The sequence below is a fragment of the Duganella sp. Leaf61 genome, assembly GCF_001421905.1.
Taxonomy (GTDB): domain Bacteria; phylum Pseudomonadota; class Gammaproteobacteria; order Burkholderiales; family Burkholderiaceae_D; genus Rugamonas; species Rugamonas zoogloeoides.
This window is the reverse complement of the sequence record NZ_LMLM01000028.1, coordinates 577,123-595,339: the sequence shown is the minus strand read 5'-3', so window position 1 is coordinate 595,339 and position 18,217 is coordinate 577,123. Positions and strand designations below refer to the sequence as shown.

Here is an 18,217-nt window from a genome sequence, read left to right as displayed (position 1 = left end):
GACTGCATGTTTTCCTATGCCGAATAAGCTGGTGTCCCGCCTGATCATTGCCACCGGCGTCGTGCTGGTGGCCGCCGCCGGGGGCGCGTTATTCCTGATCGGACGTCCGCCCGAACTGCTGCGCGTAGGCGCCAGTTACGGCGCCAAGATCGTCTGCTCCAACGTGTTTATCGCCCATCGCGATCCGCAGGCAGTGCTGGCCGATGATGTGCAGGCGCCCGGCCATCCGCTGCTCAAATACCTGCGCGTGCGGGTGGACCAGCAAAACAAGACCGTACACGCCGACTTCCTCGGCATCCTCGGCAAGGGCCTCGCCGTGTACCGCCCCGGCACCGGCTGCGCCGCCGTGCCGGACGGCGACCTGGCCCAGGCCAACCAGTACCAATACACGCCGATGCGCATCTGGAGCGCCTCCCCCAACGTGCCCTGGCCTACCGGCTCGATGACCGACACCGTGCCGGCGGTGCAGGCGGCCGTCAACGACGACGCACTGGCCGGTCCTGGCATGCGCGGCCTGGTGGTGATCCATCGCGGCCGGCTGGTGGCGCAGCGCTACGGCGCCGGTTTCGGCGTCTCCACCCCGCTATTGGGCTGGTCGATGACCAAGACCGTGACGGCAGCGCTGGTAGGCATCGAGATCGCCAGGGGCAACCTGACGCCGGAACGCAAGGGCTTCTGGCCCGAACACGGCGACCCGCGCGCGCAGGTCACGCTGGCGCATTTGATGTCGATGACGTCCGGTCTGCAATTCAACGAAGCGTATGGCGACGTCTCGGATGTCACGCGCATGCTGTACCTGGAGCCGGACATGGCGGCTTACGCCGCCGCGCAACCGCTGGCGCACGCGCCGGGCACGCACTGGAGTTATTCGAGCGGCAGCACCGTGCTGCTGTCACGCATCTGGCAGCGCGCGGCGGCGGGACCGAATATGCCAGTCAAGCCGATGACCGGGACAACAGCCATCGGCGTGCTGGCCCTGCCGCACGACCAGCTGTTCGCACCGCTGGGCATGAGCAGCGCCCTGATCGAAGCCGACGCGCGCGGCACCGTGGTCGGTTCAAGCTATATGTACGCGAGCACCCAGGACTGGGCGCGCTTCGGCCAATTTCTGCTGCAGGACGGCGTATGGCAAGGCAAGCGCATTTTACCGGCAGGATTCGTGGCATCGATGCAGGCGGTAGCGCCAGCCTCCGTCGGCCAGTACGGCCAGGGCCAGGTGTGGCGCCAGGGACCGTCGTCAGGACAGAATGCGGACGGCCCGTTCGGCCTGCCGGCAGATACCTACTGGATGCAGGGCCACGACGGCCAGTCGATCGCCATCGTGCCATCGCGCCAACTGGTGGTGGTACGCCTGGGACTGACACCGCGCGCGTTGCAGTATCGGCCGCAGGCCTTGCTGGCGGCGGTGGTGAAGCAGGTGGATGCCATGCCGGCGCCTGTGATGAATCCGAAAGGGGCGCCGGACCTGGATCCGGACGATGATGAGGACTGAGGGTGGCTTGCGATCTTGCTGGCGAGCGCTCTTTCCACAGCCTTTTGAGGTATCAGGCAGAAAATTAATGCATATGGGGGATTTTTATTCCATTTTCAATTTCAAAATTTGGCTGCTGGGTGTAATGCGGTGCAGCTTTCGCCCCGAAACGAAGATAACTATCCAGGACAGTTTTTGCGATAAGCCGACAGCCGTCCGAGGAAATACAAGGCACCCATCAATGGCCAACCAAAATTTTGAAAAAATCCTGGTTAAAGCCATTGTAGTTTTCTCATAAATTATCTCGAAGTGCATCTTGGGCCAAAGTTGATGGTTGACGTTCAGCATACCCGCTTGCTTATCCGCAAAACTCAAGAGTTCTCACTTTAGCTGTTGCATAGCCCGATTATCCAGCGCCACCTTCTGAAATCAGCGCGCACAGGATGGACCAGGCGTATCTGCTACGGTTGGGGCGGGGGTTCAATTGCACTTGCCCCTTACCACGGCAGCCACCACCCACGGCAGCGAATAAATACCCACCACGGCAATCGGTCCGATATGCGCCGGCTGGTGTTTCAGGGCGTCGCCATGCAGGCAATCGGGCACCTTGGCCTGGTCGAACGCCGCGTTCAGGCGCGCCTGCGTCACGCCGCCGCTCAACGCTGCCGCGCCCTGCCCCGGCGCCTGCAACGGCTGCGGATCTTCCGCGATGGTGTCGCGCACGGCCTGCCGGATGATCGCGTCGGTCACGCCCGCAGGCTGCGGCGGCGCCTCCAGTTCCGGCATCGGCGGCTCCGCTGCGACCGCTGAATCAACAGGAGACTGCGCCCAGGCCATTACCGGCCCGCCCAGGAGAAGCCCCGCCATGAGCGGCCCTGCCATGAGCGGCCCTGCCAAGAGTGGCCCTGCCAGGAAAGACCGGGCCAACAACGCCAGCCTGCCCAGCCCCCTCACCCGCGCTCCTCCATCGCCCCCGCCACCCGCACCGCATTGCGACCACCTTCCTTGGCCGCATACAGCATCCGGTCCGCCTGCTCCAGCCATTCCGATGCGACGCCGCCGCGCGGCATTGGCGCCACCCCGATCGACGCGGTGATCGGGTGGCCGTCAAGCAGCGGTGCGGCGGCCACCGCGCTGCGCAGGGTCTCGGCCAGCTTGCCGGCTGCGCGCAGGCCGGCGCCGTTGGCAATGATGGCGAATTCTTCGCCGCCGTAGCGGAATATCTCGTCGGTCACGCGGGTGTGGTGGCGCAGCACGTCGCACAGGCGGCGCAGCACTTCGTCGCCGGCCGGATGGCCGTGCTGGTCGTTGACCTGCTTGAAGTGGTCGAGGTCGAGCAGCAGCAGGCAGGCCTCCGGTTGCGGACGGCGCTCGGCTGCGTAGCCGGCCAGCTTGCTGTCGAAGGCACGGCGGTTGCCCACGCCGGTGAGAAAGTCACGCTCGGCCTCGATATGCAGTTCGCGGTTCTGCAAGCCGGTGCGGTGCGAGAAGATGTAGGCGAACAGGTTGACCAGCGAAATCGTCACCACCACCGTGAGCAGGTTGAGCATCTCCATGTGCGGCAGCAGCAAGGCCACCAGCACCAGCAGCGAGACGCTGTTGATGCCCAGCGCTACCTTTGGTCGCAACATGAAAAACGCCGCGATCATGGTGGGATATACCCAGTACACCAGGGACAGCCCGCGCAGGTAGATCGTGGCCAGCATGCCGGCCGAGTAAAACAGCGTCACGCCCAGGCTGGCCAGCTTGTAGCGGCCCGTGTGCCACACGTGCACGATCACCGACAGCATGGCCAGCACCAGCGCCAGGTCCACCGCCGCCGACAGCCAGGCCCCCTGCCACAGCCGGTACAGGCCGAACGGCAGGATGCTGGGGATGCTCAGCGCGCACATGATGATCAGGATGACCTCTTCCTTGCTGCGCTTGCGACGGTCGGACAACCACGCGAACGGGCTGTCCTTGTTGTTTCTCGAATCTGGTATCGGCACTGCTGGTCTCTTCTATTTATTGTTACAACGCCGTGTTATCCCGGCGCGTGTTGAACTGCTCCAGCCGGCTCGGCGCCGCTCTTTTGCGGCGCCGCCTTGTGCTCCCCGGCCAGGAACATATACATCGCCGGCACCACGAACAGCGTAAACAAGGTGCCGATCGACAGCCCGGTAAAGATCACCAGTCCCATCGCATGGCGGCCGGCCGCACCGGCGCCCGATGCAATCACCAGCGGCACCACGCCAAACACCATGGCCGCCGTGGTCATCAGGATGGGCCGCAGCCGGGTGGCGGCAGCTTCCTCGATGGCCTCGCGCTTGGTCTTGCCTGCTTCGCGCAGGTGGTTGGCCACCTCCACGATCAGGATGCCGTGCTTGGAAATGAGTCCCATCAGGGTCACCAGCCCCACTTGCGTATAAATATTGATCGAGGCGAAGCCGAGGAAGATGAACATCATCGCGCCGAACAGTGCCATCGGCACCGAGAACAATATCACGATCGGATCGCGGAAGCTCTCGAACTGTGCGGCCAGCGCCAGGAACACGATCACTACCGCGAAGCCCATGGTCAGACCGAAACCGCCCGACTCGTTCATGAACTGGCGCGACGAGCCGGCGTAGTCGATAGTGTAGCCCGACGGTGCCACCTCGGCCACGGCATTGCGCAGGTACTCGAGAATCTCGCCCTGCGACGCGCCTGACACGCCGGAGATGGTGGCGGAATTGAGCTGCTGGAAGCGGGTGACCGATTCCGGCTGCACGCTGTACGAGATGCTGGCGACGGTACTGGCCGGTATCATCGCACCGGACGGCGTCTTGACGTGGAAATTGAGCACATCGGACGGATTGAGGCGATCCACCTGACGCACCTGCGGGATCACCTTGTACGAACGGCCCGCGATCGAGAAGTAGTTGACATAACCGCCGCCCAGCGCGGCCGCCATGGCGTTGCCGAAGTCCTGTTGCGTCAAGCCCAGCGTGGCCAGCTTGTCGCGGTCCACATCGACCTTGGCCTGCGGCGAATCGATTTTCAGATCGACGTCGGCGAAATAGAATTTCCCTTCCTTGGTGGCCTTGTCGAGCACCGCCTGCGCCACCGTGTTGAGGTTCTCGAACGGTTCGGTGGTGGTGATCACGAACTGCACCGGCAGGCCCGAGCTGCCCGGCAGCGCCGGGAACTGGAATGCCGCCACGCGGCCACCGGCCACATTGCCCCAGCGCTGTTGCAGCTCCTGCTGGATCTCGTGCGCCGAGCGACTGCGTTTATCCCACGGCTTGAACAGCACCCCGCCGATGCCGGCATTGGTGGTCGGTACGCCCGTGATCTGGAACATCTGGTCGTACTCGGGCAGCGATTTCGATATCTCGAAAATCTCCTTGGCATACGCCTGCATCTGGTCCGACGTGGCGGTAGGCGCGCCCACCACCTGCGCCAGCACGATGCCCTGGTCTTCTTCCGGCGCCAGTTCCGACTGCGACATGGCAAACATCACGCCCAGCAGCCCGGTGAGGATCACGCCCAGCACGATCAGCACCGCCCAGGTTTCGAGCAGCTTGTGCAGCACGCGCAGGTAGCCGTCGTGAACTTTCGCGAAGGTGCGGTCGATGAACTTGACGAACCTGCCCTCGTCCTGGTGCTCGTTGAAGAACCGCGCGCACATCATGGGCGAGAGCGTGAGCGCGACAATTCCGGACACCGCCACCGCGCCGGCCAGTGTGAAAGCAAACTCTGTAAACAGCGCGCCGGTCAACCCGCCCTGGAAGCCGATCGGTACATACACGGCGATCAGCACCACCGTCATGGCCAGGATGGGACTACCGAGTTCGCGCGCGGCCTGGATGGCGGCGTCGTACGGCTTCATGCCCTCCTTCATGTGACGATCGACATTTTCCACCACGATGATGGCGTCATCGACCACCAGGCCGATGGCCAGCACGATGGCCAGTAGCGTGAGCAGGTTGATCGAATAGCCGAACATCAGCATCACGAAGAAGGTGCCGATCAGCGACAGCGGCATGGCGATCACCGGCACGATCACCGCGCGCAGGCTGCCCAGGAACAGGTAAATCACCACCGTGACGATAATCAGTGCTTCCACCAGCGTGTGCACCACCTCGACGATGGACGTGTTGATGAACTCCGTGGAGTCGTACACGATTTCGCCGGTGAGTCCCGCCGGCAGCTGCTCGCGGATCGAAGGGAACACCTTGCGCACGCGCTCGGCCACGTCGAGGATGTTGGCGTCAGGCGCCACCTTGATGCCGACGAACACCGACCGCACGCCGCTGAACGCCACATTGAAGTCGTAGTTCTCGGACCCCAGCGTGACGTTGGCGATGTCTTCCAGGCGCACGATGGCGCCGCCGCTCTGGCGCACGGCCAGCGCCTTGAATTCCTCCACCGTGTGCAGGTCGGTGCCGGCCGTGAGTGGCACCGTCACCATCTGCCCCTTGGAAGCACCGAGGCCGGCCAGGTAGTTATTCGCCGCCAGCGCGGCGCTGACCTCGGTGGCGGTGACGCCGTGGGCCGCCATCTTGTCGGCGTCGAGCCAGGCGCGCAGGGCGAACTGGCGCGCGCCCAATAGCTCGGCGGTCTGCACGCCGTCGATCGAATCGAGCTTGGGTTTTACTACGCGGGCCAGGTAGTCGGTGACATTATTGGTGGGCAGCGTGTCGCTGTAAAAGCCCATGTACATGGCGTCGGTGGTTTGCCCCATCTGCACGCTCATCACCGGCTGCTGCGCCTGCTCCGGTAACTGGTTGCGTACCGAGTTCACCTGCGTGGTGATCTCGGTCAGCGCGCGGTTGGAATCGTAGTTCAGCTGCAGCGTGGCGGTAATCGTGGATACGCCGCTGTTGGACGACGACGACAGGTAGTCGATCCCCTGCGCCTGGGCGATGGCCGCTTCCAGCGGCTGGGTGATGAAGCCGGCGACGGTGGCGGCGTCGGCCCCGTAGTACGTGGTGGAGATGGTGACCACCGCGTTTTGCGTCTTCGGATACTGGTTGACCGGAAGGCTGAACAGCGAGCGCAGCCCCAGCACCACGATCAGCAGGCTGACCACGGTGGCCAGCACCGGCCGTTTGATGAAGATGTCGGTAAAGTTCATGGCGCGGGCGTCCTCACTGTTCCTGCGGCGTAGGGTTCGGACTGTTGGCCGGCTGCACGCGGTTGTTGATTACCGCCGGCGTGCCGTTCTTCAGTTTGAGCTGGCCGCTGGTGACCACGGTCTGGCCTTCCTTGACGCCGGTGAGCACGGCCACCTGGTCGCCGCGCGTGGGGCCGGTGGTGACGAACACCTGCTGCGCGATCAGCTGGGGATTGCCCTTGTCGTCTTTCGGTGCATCTTTGCCGGTGCCCTGCGCCAGCACGAACACGGTGGAGCCGTAAGGATTATAGGTAATCGCCGTCTGCGGCAAGGTCAGGTATTTTTTCAGCGCGCCCTGCTCCAGGCTCACGTTGGCGAACATGCCGGGCAGCAGTTGGCGTTTCTGGTTGGGCACCGTGGCCTGCACTTGCACGTTGCGCGTGGCCGCATCGACCTTGGGACTGATGGCCGTCACCTTCGCATCGAACGACACGCCCGGATAACCGTCGCTGGTGAGCTTGAGCTTCTGGCCCACCGACAGTTCGGCCACCTGCTTTTGCGGCACGTAGAAATCGACATACACGGTATCGATGGTTTGCAGCGTGACGAGCGTGTCGCCGGGGTTCAGGTACTGGCCCGGGTTGACGGCGGTGATGCCCAGCTTGCCCGCGAACGGCGCGCGGATGGTTTTCTTGTTGACCAGCGCCTGCTGCTGGGCAGCGAGCGCCTGCCGGCTTTTCAGTTCCGCCTCGCTGTTATCGACTTGCGCCTGGCTGATCGCCTGCGCTCCCAGTTGCAGCTTGTCGCGCTTGAGCGTGGTGGCGGCCAGGTCGGCGGCGGCCTGCAGCGAACGCAGTTGCGCCTGGTCCGATTCGGCATTGAGTTCGAACAGCACCTGGCCGGCTTTGACCTCGTCGCCCGACTTGAAATTGACCTTGCGGACCAGGCCGGCGATTTCGGTGGTGACATCGACCCCGCGCACCGGCGCCAGCGTGCCCACGGCGCTGATCTGCGGCTGCCATTCGGACGCCGTGACCTTGATCGCGGTAACCGTCTGCGCCCCCGGCTTGGGCGAGCTGGCGATCAGTTTTTGGATCTGCAGATATTTACCGAACGCCAGCGCGGCGACCAGCAAGATTACGCATCCAACCATGATGAGCATACGCTTGGTCATGAAACTCTCTCCTGCGGTAGAGGTGTATTAGGGATTCTGGCTGATAGTCGACAAACTCGGCATGGTGGAGACGGGTACAGCGGCCGGCACGCCGTCGGCGCGGTTCCACCAGCCGCCGCCCAGCGCCTGGAACAGCGCGGCGGTATCGGCATAGCGCGCGGCCTGCGCCTGTACCAGGCCGATATGCGCCTGCTGGAACACGCGCTGGGCGTCGAGCAGCGACAGGTAGCTGATCGCCCCGAGCTTGTACTGTTCCTCGGACAGCGCCAGGGTTTCGGCCGCCAGCGCCTCGGACTCGGCTTGCGCGGTGAGCGCGGCGGCGTCCGATTCGAGCGCGCGCAGGCTGTCGGCCACGTTCTGGAACGCGGTGAGCAAGGTGGCGCGGTACTGCGCCGCCGCCACATCGTAGGCTGCTTCGGACGCGCGCTTGCGGGCGCGCAGTGCGCCGCCGTTGAGGATCGGTGCGGTCAGGCCGGCAGTGAGGCTCCAGATGGCGTTGTCGCCCTCGAACAGCTTGCTGAAGGTGGGCGATGCCGAACCGTAACTGCCGCTCAGGGTAAATTGCGGATACAGGGCGGCGGTGGCCACGCCGATGTCGGCACTGGCCTGGCGCAGCAGCTCCTCGCTGGCGCGAATGTCGGGCCGCTGGCGCACCAGCGCCGACGGCAGCGACACCGGCAATGCCTCGGGCAGCGTGAGCGAGGCCAGCGTGAACTCGGGCATGCCGGCCTCCCCCGGCAGCTTGCCCGCCAGCGTGGAGAGCAGATGGCGCGTTTGCGCCAGCGCTTTTTCCAGCGGCGGCACGGTGGCTGCCGTTTGCGCCACCAGGTTGCGCTGGCTGAGCACCTGGGCCCGCGCGATGGCGCCAAACTCGAATTGCTTCTCGATCACGTTCTGCTGGCGGGTGAGCGCCGTCAGCACGTCGCGCGTGGCCTGCAGCTGCGCACGCAGCGAAGCTTCCTGGATGGCGGCCGTGACCACGTTGGCCGACAGCGCCAGGTACGTCGCTTCCACCTGGTAGCGCTGGTAGTCCACCGCCGCCTGCGCACCTTCGAGCGTGCGCCGGGTGGCGCCGAACACGTCGGGCGTGTACGACACGTTGACCGAGGCGTTGTATAGATCGAGCACGGCAGCCTGGGTGCCGCCAGGCGTTGCGACCTGGGTTTTCTGGCGCGACGCGCCCAGCGCGCCGTTGACGGCCGGGTACACCAGCTGCCCCGCCTGGGCATTGTAGTTTTCGCGCACCTGGCGCAGCGCCGCTTCGGCCGCCGCCATATTGGGGTTTTGCGCCAGTGCGCCGCGCAGCAACTGGTCGAGCGCGGGCGACTGGAACACCGACCACCACTGGGCCGGGATGTCCATGCCGGTGACGAAGCGCTGGGCGCCGCCGCCGGTGCCGGGGCTGGACGCGGTCTGCGCGGGTATTGGTTCGGGGGTGTAGCTGGCGCCGTCCGCTACCGGCGCGGCAGGGGTCTGGAAGTTTGGGCCCACCGCACAACCGCCCAGGCTGGCCAACCCGGCCACCACTGCCAGCACGCCAACATGACGTACCTGGCGTACCTGATGTACGTAAGCGCGCAACGTCCGTTTATCCATAGACCGACTCCCGTGTTGCAGGGAGCCGGAGTGTTTACGCTCCGCAGCCTGCTGTCTCGAAAAAAGGTAAACATCAGCTAACATAGTCGCATTTTTTGCGACGGCGGTGTTCAATTGTCACGCAGTCCGGCGAAAAAAAACGGGCTTCGCCCGGCAGGCAAAACCCGTCTCGCGCAGCGATTTCGGCTGGTCAGGCGGCGGCACCAGCGGCGGATACCACGCCATAGGCGCGGTTGGCTTCCACTAGCGAGAAGGCCGACGGGCCATCGGCCAGCGCGTCGAGGCGGCCGGCGCCGGCGGCGATGCGGTAGGTCAGCGGTTCCTGGTAACGGCGCAACTCCTCTTCGCTCACCTTGCCGTCATGGTCGGCGTCGGCTGACAGGCTGTCGCGGCCCGGCATCAGCAGCAGGCCGTTCTCGTCGATGCCTGGCAGAGGCACCGGTGGCGGCAGGCTGTCTTCCGCCAGCGGCTCGCTGCCGAACCTGGCGCGATAAGCCTGGGTTTCCGGACGCTGGGAGAGGTTCTTGAGAGCGGCGTCGAAATCCTTGAGCGCCTGTTTGAGGCCGTCGTCATCGGAATCCGACAAGGCTTGCAGCGCGGCGGCCTGGCCGCCATCGGCCTGGGTATCAGTGGACGTATCGTTGCTGGTATCAACCGCACTGGCGGCGTTAAACCCCGGCAGCGACAGATAGGCGGCGATCGAGGCGCCGGCGTCGTCATCCGTGCGCGCCTGCGCCGGTGCGATGTGCTGGGTGCCCTGCGACTTTTCCGCGACCACTACCGCCGACAAGGTGCCGCCACCAATACTGTTTACCGTAATCATTTTTCCGCTCCCGAAGAGAGATTCCTCACGACATCATTCTAGCAATTTTTTTTCCAAGAGGCACGTAATTTAGCGGCTTGCCGAGCAGATTAGTGTGTTTTTCCCAACGGAAACTTTGTCAGTATGCCAGCTCTCGTGTCACGAGGCGGTCACATGAATCCCTTAATCTGTCGCCCGGCCCATGGTACGCTATGCGCCGTTGCACATTGTTGTTATTCCATCTACTAGAAAACCACCCACATGACGAAATCACTGTCCTTGCCCGCCCTCGTGATCGCCGCGTCCAGCTTTGCGCTGCACGCTTGCGCCTTCGCCGCCCCCGCCAATGTAACCGCTGCGCCGCAACCGAAGCTGGTCGTGGTGCTGGTGGTGGACGGCCTGCCGAACGAGCAGGTGCAGCGCTATCGCGACCAGTTCGGCAAGGATGGCAAGGGCGGCCTGGGACGCATGCTGGCCGAAGGCGCCGCCTTCAGCAACGCGCACCAGGCGCACGGCGTGACGGTGACTGCCATCGGCCACTCGGCAGTGCTTACCGGCGCCTACCCTTACGTGCACGGCATCATCGGCAATAACTGGATCGACCCGACCACCAGGAAATCGGTGTACTGCACCGAAGACACCAACTACACCTATATCGGCGAACATACCGACCCGAGCGACGGCACGGCGCCGACCAGGCTGCGCGTCGATACGCTGGGCGACCAGCTGCGCTACGCCTCCGGCAACCGCAGCAAGGTAATCACCGTATCGGGCAAGGATCGGGGCGCGATCCTGCTGGCCGGTAAAACCGGCACCGCCTATATGTATATGGAACAAACCGGCAACTTCGCCAGCAGCACCTTCTATATGCCGGCGCACCCGGCCTGGGTCACGCAGTACCAGGCCGGCAAGCCGCAGGACCGCTACTACGGCAAGACCTGGAGCGCGCTGCTGCCCGACGCCGCCTACGCCGGCGACGCCCATGACGACCTCACCCCCGCCAAACCGGGCGGCCATAACCGCCTGCCATACACTTATTACAGCGAGAGCGGCCAGATCGACGCCGGCTACTACAACAGCCTGAAAACCGGCCCGTACCTGGACCAGCTGACACTGGACTTCGCGCGCGCGGCGGTGGAAGGCGAAAACCTGGGCCGCAACGATAGCGGCGTGCCAGACCTGCTGGGTGTGAGCCTGTCGGCGCACGATTACGTCAACCACGCCTACGGCCCGGAAAGCAAGCTGTCGCACGACCACTTGCAGCGCGTGGACCGCATGCTCGGTGAATTCTTCAACTACCTCGACAAGCGTATCGGCATGGACAACGTGCTGGTGGTGCTCACCGCCGACCATGGCTTTGCCAACACGGCGGAATTCTCGAACCAGCAGCGCAGCGAATCGAAGCGCATCAACGGCGACCAGTTGATGAAGGACCTGGGCCAGCACCTGTCCGACAAATTCGGCGGCGCCAAGCTGCTGGCCGCCTGGTCGCTGCCCAACATCCACCTCGACTACGCAGCCGCCGACAAGGCCGGTCTGCGCCACGCCGACGTGGAAGACGCTGCCGCCCAGTTCCTGCTGAACCAGCCGGGCGTGAGCGACACCTTCACCCGCACCCAGTTCGAGAGCGGCGCCGTCACCGGCACCCGCATCGCCACCCTGATGCGCCGTGCCTGGAACCGTGCAGCCTCGGGCGACCTGATGGTGATCACGCGTCCATACTGGTACTTCGCCAGCGGCGCCACCGGCACTACCCACGGTTCGCCGTACGCCTACGACACCAACGTGCCGTTGATGATCATGGGTAAACGCTGGATCAAGCCTGGCTACTACGGCCAGTACGCCGAAGTGGTGGACATTGCGCCGACGCTGGCCAACATCCTGCGCGTGCGCCCGCCGGCGGGTTCCGAAGGCCGCGTGCTGGTCGAGACGCTGAAGTAAACGCCAAACCGGATTCCCGCCTGCGCGGCAATCCGGTAATTTGACAGCTCCCGGCTGATCAGTTCAGGGTATTGAGGTAGTGGTTCAGGTGTTCGAAGTTGAGCGGCTTCGAAAAGTGCTGGGTAAACCCGGCCGCCACTGCCTTCTTCGCCGAGTCGTTGTCGGCCGAGCCGCTGAGCGCAATGATCGGCAGCGCTTCGGCGCCCGGCATGCGGCGGATTGCGCGCACCGCGCCAAAGCCGTCCATCCACGGCATGCCCAGGTCCATGATGATCGCGCGCGGCATCCCTTCGCGTACCCAGTCGCACGCCTCGTAGCCGTTATGGGCCGACGCGGTTTCGTAACCGTGGTGCTGCAGCATGGCCGACAGCATTTCCACCATTTCGACATTGTCGTCTACGACCAGGACTTGTTTTGCGCTTGCCATGATGGACCTCGTTGTGATTGTTGATGGGTTGATCGTAGCAACGCGCCAGTGCCCTGTATGTTCGCCAGCGTACTCTTGAGCGACGCTGGAATGATGGCCAGAGTATAGTTGTCGTTTTCCTCATTACTGAACATGACATGACCCATGCCTCCCGCCTGTTGTTCGCCGCCAGCGCCCTGGCGTTTGCCTCCCTGCCCGCCGCCTCGCAGGCGGCGCCTGCCCAGGCGCCGCGCGCGATGACCGCCACTGGTGTTGTCGAAGGCGCGGTGCTGGCCACCGGCGTGGCGTCGTACAAGGGCATCCCGTACGCGGCGCCGCCGGTGGGCGACCTGCGCTGGCAGGCGCCGCAACCGGCGCAGGCGTGGCGCGGTGTGCGCCCGGCCACGCAGTTCGGACCGCGTCCGATGCAGCTGCCGCTGTTTGCCGACATGGTGTTCCGGTCCGACACGGGCAGCGAGGACTGCCTGTATCTGAACGTCTGGACGCCAGTAAAACCCGCCAGGGTCAAGGGCGCCAAGCTGCCGGTACTGGTGTACTTTTACGGCGGCGGCTTCGCGGCTGGCGACAGTTCGGAGCCGCGCTATGACGGCGCGGCCATGGCGGCCAGGGGCATCGTCACTGTGACCGTCAATTATCGCCTCAACGTGTTCGGCTTCCTGGCGCACCCGGAACTGTCGGCCGAATCGCCGCACAAGGCCTCCGGTAACTACGGCCTGATGGACCAGGCAGCGGCGCTGCAATGGGTAAACAGGAATATCGCGGCGTTCGGCGGCGACCCGGCGCGGGTGACCATCGCCGGCGAATCGGCCGGTTCGTTCTCGGTCAGCGCACAAATGATCTCGCCGCTGGCGAAGGGCCTGATCGCCGGCGCCATCGGCGAGAGCGGTTCGCTGCTTGGCCTGCATGCGCCGCAAACGCTGGCCGATGCCGAACGGTCCGGCGCCGCCTTCGCCGCCAAGATCGGCGCGGCCGACCTGGCTGCGCTGCGCGCCCTGCCAGCCCAGCAACTGCTCGATGCCATTCCCGCTACCCGTACCGGCTTCTTCGTGATCGAAGATGGCTACGTGCTGCCACGCTCGCCCGAGATCCTGTACGCGGCCGGCCAGCAAGCCAGGGTGCCGCTGCTGGCAGGCTGGAACTCGCACGAAGGTTCTTTTAAACAGGTGCTGGGCCAGGACGAACCCACCGTGGAAAATTTCACCGCCTCGCTGCAAAAACTCTACGGCGACCAGGCCGATACGGCGCGCCTCGCCTATCTGGGCGCAGGCGCCTCGACCGACGAAGTGACGACGGCCGCCACCAACCTGGCCAGCGACCGCTTCATTTCGTATGGCACCTGGCGGTGGCTCGACAGCCATGCACGCAACAGCGGCAAGCCGGTGTACCGCTACTACTACGCGCGCGCGCGGCCCGGCGACACGGGGGCGGCCCATTCGGCCGAAATCGAATACGCACTTGGCAACCTCGATGGCAACAAGACCTATGCGTGGACACCCGAGGACCGCGCGCTGTCGAAGCAGATGCAAGGCTACTTCGCCAACTTCATCAAGACCGGCAACCCCAATGGCCGCAGCCTGCCGAAGTGGCCGCAGGCGCTCCCCGGCGCCGGCTCGCCGGTGATGCTGCTCGATGTGGAACCGCGCGCCATCGCGGCGCCCGACGACGCCCGCTTCGAGTTCCAGGACGCGGTGGCGGGACGGGTGCGTTAGTCAACTGTAGTACAAGCCCGTGCGCGCCAGACGGCTGACCACCGGCAGCTCGACAATGGTGCAGCGGCTGTGGCAGACCTGCGCCAGGCAGGTTCAAAACAGTGCAATCCGGTCCGGTTTTGCACTGGCTTGGTGACAGCTGTGACTATCCAAATACACTAATCGTATAAACCATATGTTGGTTTGTATATTATTGTATCTACGGGAAATAATTCAGAAGGTTGCTATACACTACTTCCTTTTATTCGGGCAAAGAGCAGGAACACAAACTATGCGCACAACCTTCGGCTTCATGGCCTTATGCTTGACCGTATCCGCGTTTGCGGCGGAACCTTTCGACGACAAATTCCGTCAACTGGACGAAGTTCTCCCTACCGCCAACACCTATCGCACGGCTTCGGGCGCTCCCGGTGCAGCCTACTGGCAGCAGCGCGCCGACTACACCATCCGCGCCACGCTGGACGAATCGAAGCGCTCATTGACCGGCTCGGAGCAAATCCGCTACCACAATAATTCGCCCGACACGCTCACCTACCTGTGGGTGCAGCTGGACCAGAACATCTACAAGAAGGATTCCGACGCACGCATGATGCTCACGCAGCCGTCGCGCGAAGCGTGGACCAAGCCACGCGGTGCCGAAGACGGCTTCAAGTTCGAAGGCTTGCGCGGCGTGCTGGCCGGCCGCGACTTCGATGGCGGCTTCAAGATCAGCGCGGTGACAGCCGGCGGCCAGCCGCTCAAGCACGTCATCAACCGCACCATGATGCGCATCGACCTGCCAACGCCGTTGAAGCCGGGCCAGACCTACAGCTTCAATATCGACTGGTCGTACAACATCAACGAGCAGCTGGTGCTGGGTGGCCGTTCCGGCTACGAGCACTTTCAGGCGGACAAGAACGACCTGTTCGAAATCGCCCAGTGGTTCCCGCGCATGGCGGCCTACTACGACGTGACGGGCTGGCAGCACAAGCAGTTCCTCGGCTCCGGCGAGTTCACGCTGGAATTCGGCGACTACGACGTGAAACTGACAGTGCCGGCCGACCACGTGGTGGCCTCCACCGGCGAACTGCAAAACCCCGGCGATGTTCTGAGCGCAGCGCAGCGCGACCGCCTGGCCAAGGCCAGGACGTCGGACAAGCCGGTGGTGATCGTCACCCAGGCCGAAGCCGAGCAAGCCGAAAAATCGGTGAGCACCGCGTCGAAAACCTGGCACTTCAAGGCCGCCAACGTGCGCGACTTCGCGTGGGCGTCGAGCCGCAAGTTCATCTGGGATGCGCAGGGCTACAAAAAGGGCGGCACCAATGTGCTGGCCATGTCCTACTATCCGAAAGAAGGCAACCCGCTGTGGGAGAAGTACAGCACCCAGTCGATCGTGCACACCATCGAGCAGTACAACAAGTACAGCTTCGACTACCCGTATCCGACCGCGATCTCGGTCAACGGCCCGGTAGGCGGCATGGAGTATCCAATGATCTCGTTCAACGGTCCGCGTCCGACCAAGGACAAGAAGACCGGCGAAATTTCGTATTCGCAGCAGACCAAGTATGGCCTGATCGGCGTGATCATCCACGAGGTAGGCCACAACTACTACCCGATGATCATCAACTCCGATGAGCGCCAGTGGACCTGGATGGACGAGGGCCTCAACACCTTCGTGCAGTACCTGGCCGAGCAGGCATGGGAAGACAACTACCCGTCGCGTCGCGGCGAGCCGCGCAACATCGTCGACTACATGCGCAGCCAGAACCAGGTGCCGATCATGACCAACTCGGAGTCCCTGCTGCAGTTCGGGAACAACGCCTACGCCAAGCCGGCCACCGCGCTCAACATCCTGCGCGAGACCATCCTGGGCCGCGAGCTGTTCGACTACGCGTTCAAGGAGTACGCGCAGCGCTGGAAGTTCAAGCGCCCTACCCCGGCCGACTTCTTCCGCACCATGGAAGATGCGTCGGGCACGGACCTCGACTGGTTCTGGCGCGGCTGGTTCTACACGACCGACGCGGTGGACATCAGCATCGATGGCATCAGCGAATACGGCGTCAACACCAAGGACCCGGAAAAGGAAAAGGCATGGCGCCGCGCGCAGAAGGAAGCGCAACCGATCTCGATTTCGCAGCAGTTGAACAAGTCCCTGCCGAAGCGCACCGACGCGCACCCGGAACTGAAGGACTTCTACAACGAACATGACGAATTCACGGTCACCAACAAGGACCGCAACACGTACGCCGAAGCGGTGGACAAGCTCGAACCGTGGGAAAAGCAGCTGCTGGACCAGGGCAAGCACCTGTACCTGGTGGACTTTTCCAACGTGGGTGGGCTGGTGATGCCGCTGATCCTGGAGATTGAACTCAAGAGCGGCAAGAAGTACGTGGAACGCGTGCCGGCCGAAGTATGGCGCTACTCGCCAAAGAAGATCACCAAGTTGATCGTCACCGACGAGCCGATGGTGGGCCTGACCCAGGACCCGTACTGGGAAACCGCCGACATCGACACCAGCAACAACGCCTGGCCGCGCAAGCCGACCCAGTCGCGCCTGGAGCTGTTCAAGACCGAGCGTGACAAGGTCAACTTGATGCGCGACTACAATACCCCGTTGAAGGCCAAGGACGACAAGTCCAAGGCCGAAGCAGGTAATTGATGGTTCTGCGTTTGCTACGCTGCGGCGCCGCCGCCGCGCTGGTGTTCTCCAGCGCGGCGGCAAGCGCCCATAACTACCACATGGGGATCGCCGACATCAGCTACAACGAACGCACCGGCAGCACCGAAATCGTCCACACCTACACTGCGCACGATGTCGCCACGCTGCTGACCAGACAGGCCGGGCGCGTGGTGGACCTGGGCCAGCCGGGCAGCGAAGCGCTGCTGCGCAAGTACGCCGAAAAGCAGTTCACCGTATCGGGCCGCAAGGGCGAGCGCCTGCCTCTGACCTGGATCGGCATGAAGGCCGATGCGGACAGCGTGGTGATCTTCCAGGAGATCGCGCGCACCCGCCTCGGCGCCGGCTCGCGCATCCATAACGCGGTGCTGACGGACCTGATTCCGGCGCAGAAAAATACCGTCAATGTGCAGGTGGATGGGCCGGTGAAGACGTTGATCTTTGACCAGGGGAGTCTGGACCAGGTGGTGCCGTAGTCCGCAAAAAGACCACTGCCTTACCGCACACGCACCTTCGGCCAGCGTTCCATATAGCGCTTGCTCCTGGTCCGGCTCAAAAACGTCTCCTCGCTCACCCGCACCGGATTGCACCGGACTCGCATCTCGAATAAATCATCGAGGCCCCAAGGCGCGATGATATGCAGTGCGTCATCTTCGTCGAGGCAGATGCCCACCGACGTGGCAAACTCCGGCCATGTCGCCACCGCCTCCGCGAGACTGTGCAGCGGCGTGACAGGATATCCGAAATACTTTTCAAACCACAGGTGGACATGGGCTTGATTCGTCACCTCCCAAGGCAAACCCGGACAGGCATGAGCGATTATTTCCTGGTGCCGCGGCTCTTCTTCCGGTAACTCCTGCTCGTCGAAGTACGCAAGGTCGATATCGGCAAGATCTGATGGCGTTGCGTAGCCATGTAGGTGGTCCCACACCAGGTTACGCACCGCGCCCGCACCAATGCACCAGGCTGACCGGCAGTCTCGCGCTCGCATTCTGCTTACTGGAAAGACTGGAACGGAAGGAATGCAGCATGAACAAATCGTCTCGCCCGCATGACGATGCAGTGGTGGAACTGCTGCGCGAGGATCCGGCATTTATCGACGAATACCTTGCAGCAGCAATGGAAGATGCCTACCAAGAAGGTGGTCGCCAGGCATTCCTGGCAGCATTACGCCACGTCGCCGAAGCCCAAGGCATGGCGAGCGTTGCCGAGCGTGCCGGCATACCCCGACAGAGCCTGTATCGTGCGCTCTCGCCCAACGGCAACCCCACCATTAAAACACTGCTGGCGGTGCTCGATGCCGCGGGACTCAAGCTTGGCGTGCATCGCGTCATGCCAGCTTGATCATCAAGACACTCGATAGA

At 63.6% G+C, this 18,217-nt stretch carries 14 protein-coding genes; 6 read left to right on the top strand and 8 right to left on the bottom strand.

What is annotated here, in order from left to right; all coding sequences use genetic code 11:
* Positions 1-31: 31 nt before the first annotated feature.
* Positions 32-1,492 (top strand): serine hydrolase, encoded by a 1,461-nt coding sequence (locus ASF04_RS17790; RefSeq protein ID WP_229205095.1) that lies wholly within the window; start codon positions 32-34, stop codon positions 1,490-1,492.
* A 459-nt stretch (positions 1,493-1,951) separates the two neighbouring features.
* Here ASF04_RS17790 and ASF04_RS17780 read toward each other — a convergent pair whose 3' ends face one another.
* From ASF04_RS17780 to ASF04_RS17755, 6 genes are all read right to left on the bottom strand, one after another.
* The gene (locus ASF04_RS17780) at positions 1,952-2,338 is read right to left on the bottom strand and encodes a hypothetical protein (protein ID WP_229205094.1); all 387 of its coding nucleotides are present in this window, start codon (positions 2,336-2,338) and stop codon (positions 1,952-1,954) included.
* An 83-nt stretch (positions 2,339-2,421) separates the two neighbouring features.
* Positions 2,422-3,459 carry a GGDEF domain-containing protein gene (locus ASF04_RS17775; RefSeq protein ID WP_056144440.1) on the bottom strand — a complete coding sequence of 346 codons (1,038 nt, stop codon included), beginning with the start codon at positions 3,457-3,459 and terminating at the stop codon, positions 2,422-2,424.
* A gap of 35 nt (positions 3,460-3,494) precedes the next feature.
* Positions 3,495-6,569: an efflux RND transporter permease subunit gene (locus tag ASF04_RS17770; RefSeq protein WP_056144437.1), complete on the bottom strand. Its 3,075-nt coding sequence runs from the start codon at positions 6,567-6,569 to the stop codon at positions 3,495-3,497.
* A 13-nt stretch (positions 6,570-6,582) separates the two neighbouring features.
* Positions 6,583-7,722 (bottom strand): efflux RND transporter periplasmic adaptor subunit, encoded by a 1,140-nt coding sequence (locus ASF04_RS17765; protein WP_056144434.1) that lies wholly within the window; start codon positions 7,720-7,722, stop codon positions 6,583-6,585.
* A gap of 27 nt (positions 7,723-7,749) precedes the next feature.
* The gene (locus ASF04_RS17760; RefSeq protein ID WP_156368683.1) at positions 7,750-9,318 is read right to left on the bottom strand and encodes an efflux transporter outer membrane subunit; all 1,569 of its coding nucleotides are present in this window, start codon (positions 9,316-9,318) and stop codon (positions 7,750-7,752) included.
* Between the two features lie 190 nt (positions 9,319-9,508).
* Entirely contained in the window at positions 9,509-10,141 is a 633-nt protein-coding gene (locus ASF04_RS17755) for a hypothetical protein (RefSeq protein WP_056144428.1), read from the bottom strand.
* 240 nt (positions 10,142-10,381) lie between these two features.
* On the opposite strand from ASF04_RS17755, the gene ASF04_RS17750 reads away from it, so the two are divergent.
* Positions 10,382-12,061 carry an alkaline phosphatase family protein gene (locus ASF04_RS17750; protein WP_056144426.1) on the top strand — a complete coding sequence of 560 codons (1,680 nt, stop codon included), beginning with the start codon at positions 10,382-10,384 and terminating at the stop codon, positions 12,059-12,061.
* A 58-nt stretch (positions 12,062-12,119) separates the two neighbouring features.
* Here ASF04_RS17750 and ASF04_RS17745 read toward each other — a convergent pair whose 3' ends face one another.
* On the bottom strand, positions 12,120-12,488 hold the full coding sequence (locus ASF04_RS17745) for a response regulator (RefSeq protein WP_056144424.1): 369 nt from the start codon (positions 12,486-12,488) through the stop codon (positions 12,120-12,122).
* A 137-nt stretch (positions 12,489-12,625) separates the two neighbouring features.
* Between ASF04_RS17745 and ASF04_RS17740 the strand changes: the two genes are divergently transcribed.
* The 3 genes from ASF04_RS17740 (at position 12,626) to ASF04_RS17730 (ending at position 17,329) form a co-directional block, all read left to right on the top strand.
* Positions 12,626-14,197, top strand: a complete 1,572-nt coding sequence (locus ASF04_RS17740; RefSeq protein WP_056144422.1) for a carboxylesterase/lipase family protein — start codon at positions 12,626-12,628, stop codon at positions 14,195-14,197.
* Between the two features lie 271 nt (positions 14,198-14,468).
* Positions 14,469-16,835, top strand: a complete 2,367-nt coding sequence (locus ASF04_RS17735) for a M1 family metallopeptidase (RefSeq protein ID WP_056144419.1) — start codon at positions 14,469-14,471, stop codon at positions 16,833-16,835.
* The gene (locus ASF04_RS17730) at positions 16,835-17,329 is read left to right on the top strand and encodes a DUF6702 family protein (RefSeq protein ID WP_056144417.1); all 495 of its coding nucleotides are present in this window, start codon (positions 16,835-16,837) and stop codon (positions 17,327-17,329) included. Before ASF04_RS17735 ends, ASF04_RS17730 begins: the two co-directional genes overlap by 1 nt.
* Positions 17,330-17,349: 20 nt before the next feature.
* Here ASF04_RS17730 and ASF04_RS17725 read toward each other — a convergent pair whose 3' ends face one another.
* Positions 17,350-17,844 (bottom strand): nucleotidyltransferase family protein, encoded by a 495-nt coding sequence (locus ASF04_RS17725; RefSeq protein ID WP_156368682.1) that lies wholly within the window; start codon positions 17,842-17,844, stop codon positions 17,350-17,352.
* 38 nt (positions 17,845-17,882) lie between these two features.
* Here ASF04_RS17725 and ASF04_RS17720 point away from each other — a divergent pair, with 38 nt between their 5' ends.
* Positions 17,883-18,197 (top strand): addiction module antidote protein, encoded by a 315-nt coding sequence (locus ASF04_RS17720; RefSeq protein WP_056144414.1) that lies wholly within the window; start codon positions 17,883-17,885, stop codon positions 18,195-18,197.
* The last annotated feature ends 20 nt before the right edge of the window (positions 18,198-18,217 follow it).